Origin of the sequence: Oscillibacter valericigenes (assembly GCF_021531915.1) — a bacterium.
GTDB classification, from domain to species: Bacteria; Bacillota; Clostridia; order Oscillospirales; family Oscillospiraceae; genus Oscillibacter; species Oscillibacter valericigenes_A.
This window is the reverse complement of sequence record NZ_JAFBIV010000005.1, coordinates 116,970-128,212: the sequence shown is the minus strand read 5'-3', so window position 1 is coordinate 128,212 and position 11,243 is coordinate 116,970. Positions and strand designations below refer to the sequence as shown.

Genomic DNA, 11,243 nt, shown 5'->3' with positions numbered 1-11,243 from the left:
TGAAAATCGAATGACCGTCCGAATGGGATATGTCCCCCGGCGAAGTGACGCATCTGGCGCACCAAAGGGGACGGGAACGTCGGGAGCGATCCTCCGGGTAGGAACGACATTCGGGAAAAGCGGCAAAAAACCACAGCTATTTTCAAACCATGTGAAAACAGCGAAGAAACCGCTGTTTTTGTACCGCTGCCCATATCAATCAGCGATGCACCGGACAGCGAACACGGTATGCCGTTCCGTATGAGCTTTCACCGAACCACGAAAAGTCAAGCGGAACAGCAAAAACGATAGGTGTCCCTTGTGAACAGGGGTACACGGGCGGCAATTCCAGCGGATGGCTGTCCATGATCAAACAACGCTCTGCGGCAAACGGATGCTGCCATTCAGCATATCCATTATACCACAGAGCGAATCCAAAAAGGGAAAGGAATTGTAAATATGAGCAGAAACAAGGCAGAAAACTGCCGCAACGAAGTGAAATCCTACATCACCCGGGAGGGCATGACCATGACGGAGGTGGTGGAGCTGCTAGCCGACGAATACGGCTGGAGCAGCAGCGTCCCCAATCTGTCCGGCAAGCTGCGGCGAGGCTCCCTGCGGTACACTGAGGCCGTGGAGATGGCCGATGTGCTGGGCTACGATTTGGTTTGGCAGAAGCGCCGGGAGGTGCGGTAATATCGCTGGAACGACTGGCGGACTGCTGAAAAAATATCGACAGATACCGCGCAAACCTGTTGATTTTTTCGGATGGATGTACTATACTTTATTTCAAACGAACGCTTTGAATGAGGAGGGCAATTCGATGGCGAATTACACGCAGGAGCAGTGGAACGCCAAAAAAATCGAGCTTATGGAAACGTGCTTCAACGGTTTTGCCGATCTGGGTCTGCACGGCACCGGGATTCGCACCCTGGCAAAGCACTGTGGGTATAACACGACCATGATCTATACCTATTTTGAGGATCTGGACGACCTGATCGTCCAGTCCACCGAATACTGCATGAGCAAGGTGGAGGACGAGTTTATGGCGAAAGCCCCCACAGACGTGGAGGACTTATGGCGGTTCATTGACGAGGTCCCCTACTGGACGGCCCAAAAGCACGGCAAGAAATACCGCCTGATGTATCAGGTGTATACCCACCCGAAATATCGGGAGTACGGTCAGAAATTCTTCAAAGGCGTGGATGCGCGCTATACTGAATACGCAAAAGGCCTGGAGAGCAAGCTGGGCATCCCCTATCAAAAAATCACGCCGCTGATCTTCATTCTGATCCGGGCCTGCGTACACTACGCCCTGTTTGAGGATGAATTCTATCTGAGATCCCAGATCGAAGTGCTGAAAGAAACGCTGGAATTATTTGTGATGAAATATAACCCGAAAGCAATTCACAAAGGAGGACTGAAGAGATGAAAAAACGGATTTTGAGCCTGTTGCTTGCGGCCTGCATGCTGGTGGGCCTTCTGCCGACAGCCGCTTTCGCGGCGGAGCCGGAGGAAGCGCTGTACGCGCAGATGCTGGAGCTGGGCATTGTGGATGCCGACGGCACCCTGATCGAGGACAACACCTTTACGGTGAATGATGGCACCAGCCTGTCCTCGCTGACTGAGCTGATCGAGTGGCTGAACGAGTGCGGCGACAGCGATCTTGAGAAGGTCGTCACCGTGGACGCGACGGGCCGCTCCGCCACGGTGGAGAATCTCATGTACGCGCTGCTCATCGAGTATCAGATCGCCGAGGTGGCAGGACAGCTGAAGCTGCTGGCCTCCGGCGAAAACAGCGCGGCGGCCTACGCCACGGGCGACACCATCGATACGACGGCCCACGATCTGGAAGTTCGCATGGTCATGTCGTTTCAAGCGAACAGTTCGGTCTATTCGCTGAGAGTGAACCTGTATGATAAGAACACCAACAAGACTGCTCTGGCACCCCACGATATCACAGTGGAAGTGGGTATGTTCGCGGATTTCCTCAATGTCGGCCAAGAGAACTATGCTGCGGATGGCACCGAAAACGTGCCGGGCACCAACTATTTTAAGAGATTTACCATCGAGGAAGGTTCTTCGTCCATCACATTCCAGCTGGACCTTAAGAAGCTGCGCGAGAAGTATCTCTCCAAGTACAATGGACTGTGGGACGGGAATTCCTATCTGCTCTTCCAGGCGCGCACGGTTTCCACATTCTCGAGAATGCCTGACAGCAGTGATACGATCTGCGTGCGCATCGCGCCCAGCAAAGAGGCCGATCCCGTCGTCAGTGCGATCAACGGCGGCACCATCATCGGCATGAATAACGATAGTAAACAGGATATTCTGCCCTATCATCTGGACTGGAGCACAACCGCGACGGAGACCGTCGGCAATAAGGATTACTTCGTGAAAGAAACTGCCATCCCGGCTGCCAAGGGCAGCGAGTATGGAGATTCCACATACGGCTGGATGGATTCCTTCAACCGCGCGCTGAGGGCGGGCGTGGGTGATGCGAATCCCGCGGTCAATCTGAAAAACGTTACCATCTGGACAAAGGATGATGATACGCTCGGTGTGCCCTCGCTCTCTATTAAGGAAGGCAGCGACCTCGTCCTGATAGGAACCGGCGCCATAAAATACGACGGCATTGAATTTACTGACGGAAGCAGTGCGCTCGACTATCTGACGGAAGTTGCCAAGGTGCAGGATACAAGCTGGGACAATCCCAACAGCAATTTTTATAACAAGTGTAAGTCCCACGACTGGCATCTGGTGCGCTTTATAAATGTTGAAGTGCCAATCGGAATTTCGGGTACAAATGTGCATTATCCACGGAACTGGTATCTTAACGTCGACTGGATCAAACAGAACGACCAGGTCACTCGCATCCCCGAGGAGATCCTCATGCACGGCGCGATGACCATTGTGGACGATACCGCGCCCACCATCAAGTCCATCACGGTCCCTGCGTATGAAAATAAGACGAGCAGCGCCAATGCTAATTTCTATCCCGGAAATGTCATCCCCATTGTGGTGACCTTCACCGAGCCGGTCTACGGTGATTATAAGCTTGTCTATCTGGAGGGGACGGAGTCGGTGACGCTGTCCAGCAACAGCGGCGCCCGCACCACCGTCGACGGCGACGTGTATCGCAACAATAACCCCATCCTGTCCAACACCCGGGTGTTTTATTACACCGTCAAAAGCACCGACAACACCGTCCCGTCCGAGAACATCACCGACGAAAGCCAGCTCCCCGGCATCATCGTACAGGGCGTCATGCCTGTGAGCAGTGCGTGCACGGATGTGTACAAAAACGCATTTGAGACGAATGCCTACATCAGCGGTTCCAACGACGCTTACCAGGCGCTCTCCAAACCCACAACCTTGCTGACGGGTTGCATCAAGGGCGGCGACCTGAAGTATAGCTTCCAGTCCATGACCGCCACTCCGGATTCGAAAGACCCCTGCAAGATCAACTTCCAGGTGGAGCTGGACAATGCGGAGGCCTTCCGGACGCAGTGCCTGAATTGGGCCACTAATGCGAACCACCACACGGCTACCGTCTATATGTACAAAAATGGTGTGGAGCCGGAAACCATTCCGACGGTGGATCTGCAGCCGGTCGTTGTGGACGCGGGAACCGACAATGAGCGGTATGTCCTTGCCGGCTCCATGAAACTTGACGCCGTGTCTGCGGATACCACGTATGTGGCTGAGCTGGTTTTTGATAACTTCTACTGCTATGGTATCTACGCGACCTTTACCCAGAGGCCTGTCACGTATGCCGGTACGGGTGCCTATACCATCAGTATCGACAGCAACGGCTGGCCCTCCGGCATCAACAATACGGTTTTCACGCAGGACGGGCAGCGTCCGGTCCTCAGCTTCAAGGACAACAATACGAGCTATACTTACAAGGATCTGAATGACGTCACGTGGACAGTCAGTGACCCTAATGTTGTTGTGGTGGAGCGTGTAGGCACCGGCACTGGTAATCTGACGCTGGCTCAGTCGCCCAGTGTCAGGATCGTACCCAAAAGTGAGGGTACTGCCACCATCACCTTGAAGTGCGGCAACAACGGCACAAAGGATACCACAGCCTCCAATACCATCACGGTCACCGTGAAGGACAACGGCACGCCCACGCTTCTCTTCGCGGAAAACGCGAATACCTTCTATGCCCAGGTCTTGACGGAGCAGACCATTCACTTTGCCTCCAACCTCTCCCAGCACGAGCCCGGCGTGAATGATACCGCCGGCGGCAAGATCACGGCACAGCTCTATGCGGTCACCGGTGTCGACGGAAATGGGAAGCCGGTCTTGGCGGCGAAGTCGAGTTGGACAGAGGAACTGGAGCGCACCGCCACCAGCCTGACCATTCCCGGCAGCCTGTTCACCGCCGAAAACATATCCCAGGGGAACACTCCGTCCTTTATCCTGCGGCTGACGGCCACCGCCCAGGTGGACAGCACCAGGAAGGACCTCAGCACGGAGGCGAAGATCCTCGTCTGCGCCCAGCCCGCGGTCATCACCCTCGCGGGTCTGGACAATCCCATGTTCACCGACGATGAGAGCATTAAGATCGACTGGACGGTGGAGAATTTCGACCTGGACAAAAATGGAGATGCTTGCCAGTTCGAGTTTACCATTGAAAAGGACGGGCAACGCATCTATCACTATCCCGACAGCGAAAACGATGAAATAAGCAAAACCGGCAGCTATACCCTGACACCGTCGAAGATCACTGATCCCGCTCAGCTGAAGGACTATTACATCGTCACCGCCAAGGCCAAAAACGGCACGGATCTCGGTTGGAGCATTGCCTCCAGCACGATCACCGTTTATAAGGAGAATGCGCTGGATATTGAGATCGGCGGTGTGAAAAAGGATTCCGTCACGCTGAAAAATGAGATTGACGACACGACAACCACCACCGAACCCTCCGGCACCACGTACGGCGGCGAAACCATCGGCGGCCTGACCGACGCGCCGGCCATCGCCAAGCTCCGCAGCGAGCTGAGCCTGATGGAGAGCATCAGCATCAACTTCAAGGACTATAACTGGAGCATCCTCAATGACGCAATCCAGTGGACCACCTCCACCGGACAGGGGGAGGAAATTTCCGACGAACTACAGCGGGCCGTGACCATCAACTACCGGGAAGGCATGCTGTATGCGCCGTTGGAGAATTATTCCTATACCTGCTATCTGCCCCAGACCATTCTGCTGCTGTCCGGCCTGCGGGACGGCAGCAACACGGTCACCGCACAGCACAGTTCTCTGTCTTCGCTCAGCGACAGTGTCACCGTCAACGTGGAAACGCTGAAAAACAAGCTGTATCTGTTCCAGTTCACGCCGGCAGTCAAGACCGAGGTGTCCTATGAGGACGGCCTGGGCAAGACCCACACGGTCTACACCAACGATGACGGCTCCCTGGCCCTGTTTGAGCCCAACGGCATCGCTTCCGATCTGCGGGCGGCTTCCGTCAGCAGCGGCGTCTCCTACCGGGGAACCATTTCCAATCTCGCCCTCAAGAGCGGCGAGGGCAACGGCACACGGGGCGAGTTGTATCCTCTGAATACCCTGGAACTGCGCCGCGCCGCCGTCGCCCAGGTGCAGCTGCTGCAGCCGAACGGCACCCCGCTTGCCAACACCGAAGTGACCCTGCGGGGCGGTGTGTACCGCAACCGTTACGCCGCCAGTAACCGCGATGACGCCTACTGCGCCGGAGCTAAATTCGCAAAGGCAGCCGGTCAGACCGCGTCGCTGGACGGTACGCAGGATCAGACCTTCACCACCGACGCCAACGGCATGCTGACCGTTCACATGGATCTGACCCAGTTCACATCCAAAAATAACCCGGAACCCGTAGGCGTGGGCGACAGTCTGGAGTTCATCTTTGAGCTGCGCTTTGACGACTACTATCCCGAGATCGTCATCGTGGACGGCAGTCTGACCCCCCGGGATGCCATGCGCTCCGGCAAGGATATCGTGACGCTGACCGATGCCAAGAACAAGACGGCGAAGCCCTTTGTGGCCGTCCAGACCATCAGCTACACCGGCCGCAGACTCGACGTGCGCCGGCATACCGGCGTGGTCGGCCCCAGCAGCAACTATCCCAGCGCGGTTCTGGACAGCACCATCATGCTCTGGGGCGTGGAGGACGCCTCCCTCACCGATACCGGCTATCGTTTTGACCTGCGGGCGCAGGAGACCGGCGTTTCCGTGCCGCGGCAGAAACGGACGGCTCCGAAGGACGCATCCTTCCCCTTCTCCTCCATCCCGCTGGTGAACAATGTGGTCACGCTCGACAGCAGCAGTTTCGTAAACTTTGACGGCACGCGCAAGACCCCGCTGGAGGCTGCCCTTTATAACGGCAGCGGCAGCCTGACCTGCACCATCGCGCTGCCCTTCGGCATTGCCGACCTGACCACCATTGAAAAGGTGGAGGACGCCCCGTCCGTCACCTCTCTGATGGCAAATATTGCCGCTTACGGCAAAGTCGGCGGGGCTGATACAGAGTATGAATATGTCGACAAGGTGTCTGACGCCATTATGCTCGACGGCCTGTCCTTCCTGGAAAAGATGGGCAGCGAGATCGGCGCTGTGAAGGCCGTCCTGATGCCCACCGAGGATCCCACCCGCTACGAGGCGTATCTGTGGACCGGTATCGACACCACAGAGCTGGAGGATCTTGACTACGACCGGAACGGCATCTGCCTGGAGCCGCACTACATCGGCGAGGACCTTGACAGCCTGGTGGGCGAGGTCTCCGACACCTTCACCCTCAGTGATTTCCAGGCCATGGCAGACGGTTCTTACTTTGAGGACCGCAGCAATCTGCTCAATACGGCCGCCGGCCTCATCGGTCTGCCTGTCATGCTCAAGCTGGAGGGTTGGATGACCAGCGAGATCCGCTACAACTTCGACAAGGGGCAGTGGCAGGTCCTCACCACCGGCGGCGGCTTCTCCGCCGGCGTGCAGCTGGAATTTGAAAAAGCTCTGCATCTCACGCCCTACGGCATTCCTCTGACCACCAGTTTCCTGGTGCGCGGCGGCGCCCTGGTGGATTTCCAGACCGCCATCCGCTACGCCGAGCAGCTGGGACTGGAGTGGAACGATGATACCGCGAACAAAGTCAACGACTATCTGACCGCGCTGCGGATCAACGCCTATTTTGAGTTCTACGGCGGTGTCGGATATGACAAGGGATTTACTGCCACCATCGGCGTGTTCGGTCAGATCGAGATCAACAACGAAAACCGTTTCCTGACCCGGAAGTATCTGAAGGATGAGAAAGAGAGAGACAAGGCAGGCCAGTTCCTCCAGTTGGACGGCGAGGCCGGCATCCGGGGCGCTTTGGGCGCCGGACCGCTGGTCGCGGAAGTCACCCTCGTATCTCTGGGATTCGGAGCTGGGTGGCCATTCAACGAATGGGATGATATCGATAAATACTGGGAAGAAGCATCCAGCGGTCTCGGCTCCGCATGGCTGAGTGACGACACGTCCGGGCTGAGTTTGATGTACTGTGATGACGAGACGGCTGTGCTGGTTTCTGAGCCTGTGGTCACGCTCCAGAGCCGTGACTACCTCGACGAGGGCGATCGCGTCTGGCTCGGCGGTGACAGCGGAATTTCCCTTATGAGTCTGGACAAGCAGAACAAGCTCGCGGCAATTGAGACCAATTCCTACCCCTTCAGCGCACCCATGCTCTCCGATGACGGCAAAATCCTTGTTTACCTCTCCGACGCCGACAGCACGGATGTGACGGATGTGGAGGTTTGTTACAGCCAGTATAACGACCTCTTAGACATCTTCTCTAAAGGCGAAGCCATTTCTAACGAAACGGGCGGCTTCTCCGGCTACGGCGACAGCTCTCTGGATTTTGACGGCACGAAGGATTTTGCCGGCGCCATCTGGCTGCGGGAAGCTTCGACATTGAACCTCGCAGCCGGCACGGAACTGAATGAAGGTCAGCGGACGACCCTGCTCAACGGTTTTGAGGTCGTAGCGTCTATCTGGAACGGCAGTCAGTGGGTCACCACCCGCCTGACCGAAAATGGCTCTCAGGAGTTCGAACCTGTCATCGCTGTCAATGGCGGCAAGGCCATCGCCGTGTGGCGCTCTGTCCAGACCGATGAGAACGCGTTTGCCTTCACCCAGAACCGCATCCTCTGCAAGATCTATAACAACGGAGCGTGGAGCAACGAAACATACACGCTCTATAACGGCAGCGCCGGAGAGGTCACCGGCATGACCGCCGAGATGCTGACCGACGGCACCGCCGCCGTTGCCTTCTCCGTAAAGGATGAGAATGGCGGCAGCGACATCTATTACACCGTGGTGGATACCACAGTGGCAAACCCCGAAGACAGCGCCAAGACCATCCGCGCCACCACCAACACCTACACCGACGAGAATCCCCAGCTGACCACAGTGGGCAATCAGTTTGTCCTGGGTTGGAGCAGCGTCCAGTCCCTGACTGGCGCGGAGCAGCGCGATGTGGGCCTGCGGGTGTTCGACAACACCGGCGCGCCCAAGCCTATCCTGCCCGAGTCTCTCAGCGACATGGTGTCCACGGCAGCCTTTGACGGCCAGTTCGCCTTTGTCAAGGGCGCGGACTCTCTGGATGAGTTGTCCCTCCTCTGGAATGACGCCAAGGCCGGCAGCGAGGACAATGACGTGATCCGGGCCATCAAGTTCGGACTTTACAACGGCAGCTACATCTCCTCCGCAGCCATCGAGGTGGCGGAGCTTCCTGCCCGCACCGGACTGACTCACATGGACGCCCGCGTCACCAATGATGACGGCACAAGCATTCAGGCCGTGATCCAGGGCACTACCTCCACTGTGATCGATGAGAGCGATCCGAAAACCTATGATACCTTCGACTACTCCTATAAACTGGACGGCGAGGAATATTCTGTCTCCGTCCGCATCCCCAAGGAGACGGTGAACCTCCTGAGTGCCTCCGCAAGCTATAGCGACGCTGTGGAAGTCGCCTCCACCATGGTGGACTATACCACACTGGCCACTGAAAGCTATGTCCCGGTGAACTTCACCGTGGCCAACCAGGGTATGCATGTGATCAACCGCGTGACCATCCAGCTGGGTGGCGCAAAGGAGCAGACCTTCGACAATCTCACGATTCTGCCCGGTCAGACAAAGACGTTCTCCTTCGTTACCAAGACCGGCAACGAAATCCGTAATCTGGACTACTCGGTGGAGGCGAGCTTCCACGGCGGGCAGAAGCCCAAGGTCGCAGGCACTGTCTATCTGGATTACCCCGATGTCGGCATCTCTGCCCTGACTGTAACCAAGGAACAGGATGGTCAGAGAACGGTTCTTGCCAATCTGTACAACCAGTCGGCAGCCTCCCTGAACAAGTCTGATCGCCGTGTGGTTCTGGGTGTTTACTCCGACCCCGAGTGCGAGACCCCGCTCAATGGCAAGTACTTCACGGGCGGCACGACCGACAAGCCCTATGAGCTGATCCTGACCGGCGACACCCTCGCCGCCATCGATGGCACCGGCTATACGCAGGAGATCGCCTTCCATATCGGCGACTATGTGACGGACGCGAAGCAAAAGGACGCGGAGGGAAAGGTGACGGCTCTGAAGGAGATCCCCGACAGCGGTGTGACGCTCTTTGTCAAGGCCCGTATCGAGCAGATGGTAAACAGAGAGTGGGTCGTTCTTCCCGAGGCTGACTATCAGAACAACCAGAAGCATCTTACCTTCGACAGCCTGCTGACGAGAAGCGAAAATGCGCCCACCACCATTTCTGTGGAGATGGAAAACGGCAGCACCACCACAGCCAACGTGCAGGTGCGCAACAATTCTCTCCAGCCGCGTACCAGCGGCAATCTGGTAGCGGCGCTGCTGGATCAATACGGCAAGCTGTTGGAGACGAAGAACGTGGGTGATCTGTCGCTTGGAACAGAAGAAGTCAAGGAAAGCTCCATTGCCTTCTCAAGATCCGGCGCACGGGTGGTCCTGCGCTACGGTGAGACGGCGTCGGGCAGCACCGGCGCCTCGAAGGCCGACGCAACCAGCATCACCATCGACGGTTTGCCGCTTACGATCGACAGCTTTGACGCGAATAGCAACGCTACGGTAGAGAATGTATCCTCCGGCCAGTATCTGCTCACCGTGATTCCTGCGGGTGACGGAGCCACTGTCACTGTGGATGGAAAACCTGCGGAAAATGGCATAGCGACGATCTCTGGCGGCTACTACAAGCGGACGTTCACTGTGACCATCACAGCGAAAGACGGTTCAACTACCCGTACCTACACGATCTATTTGAACCCGGTTCCTTCTCAAAACTCCGGTTCTGACGATTACACGCTGCATTTTGAGACCAACGGCGGCAGCAAGATTACGGCACTGCGAAAGAGTTTCGGCACTACCGTTGACCTCACCGCTTACACGCCTACACGCATCGGGTACATCTTTACTGGCTGGTATGCGGACAAAGCGCTGACGGAGAAGATCACAAAAGTGAAGCTCACCGGCAACACAACCGTATATGCCGGTTGGCAGGAGGCAGCAGTGTCGCCTTTCACCGATGTACCGAAGGGCAGCTACTATGAGAAGGCGGTGAACTGGGCTGTTGAGCAGGGCATCACCGCCGGCACTACTGCCACCACCTTCTCTCCCAACAACCCCTGCACCCGTGCCCAGGCCGTCACCTTCCTGTGGCGTGCCGCCGGCAGCCCCGCTCCTGAGAACAGCACAATGTCCTTTACCGACGTGGCCGAGGGCAGCTACTATCACGACGCGGTACTGTGGGCCGTGGAAAACGGCATTACCAAGGGCACCAGCGACACTGCGTTCAGCCCCAATGCCACCTGCACCCGTGCGCAGATCGTCACCTTCCTGTGGCGCAGCCAGAAGTCTCCCGCCTCCGACAGCGTGAATCCCTTCACCGACGTGGCGGCTGACGCTTACTACGCCGACGCAGTCCTGTGGGCTGCTGAGAATGGTGTTACCTCCGGTACCACCGCCACCACCTTCAGCCCCAACAACAACTGCACCCGCGCCCAGATCGTCACCTTCCTGTGGCGCAGCATGAAGTAACCCACAGGGGCGAAAATCCATTCCAACGGAAGGGCGCACTTCTATACAGGGTAAGCCCTGTATTGTGCGCTCTGCGAGGCGAACAGCCCGGACACTCGAATGTCCGGGCTGTTTTGCGTCACTGCGTTCCGAACAAGGGAGTGCCTCCCTTGCGATGCTTGCGGCATCTATCCCAGCGCACTTTGCAACGG

General features: G+C 57.1%; 3 protein-coding genes. All 3 read left to right on the top strand.

Annotated features, from left to right (window positions below; translation table 11 throughout):
* The first annotated feature begins 438 nt into the window (after positions 1-438).
* Entirely contained in the window at positions 439-675 is a 237-nt protein-coding gene (locus JQM66_RS05815; RefSeq protein ID WP_235228943.1) for an LLM class flavin-dependent oxidoreductase, read from the top strand.
* Positions 676-802: 127 nt separating this feature from the next.
* Positions 803-1,411, top strand: a complete 609-nt coding sequence (locus JQM66_RS05810; protein ID WP_235228942.1) for a TetR/AcrR family transcriptional regulator — start codon at positions 803-805, stop codon at positions 1,409-1,411.
* The gene (locus JQM66_RS05805) at positions 1,408-11,052 is read left to right on the top strand and encodes an S-layer homology domain-containing protein (protein ID WP_235228941.1); all 9,645 of its coding nucleotides are present in this window, start codon (positions 1,408-1,410) and stop codon (positions 11,050-11,052) included. Before JQM66_RS05810 ends, JQM66_RS05805 begins: the two co-directional genes overlap by 4 nt.
* Positions 11,053-11,243 lie beyond the last annotated feature (191 nt).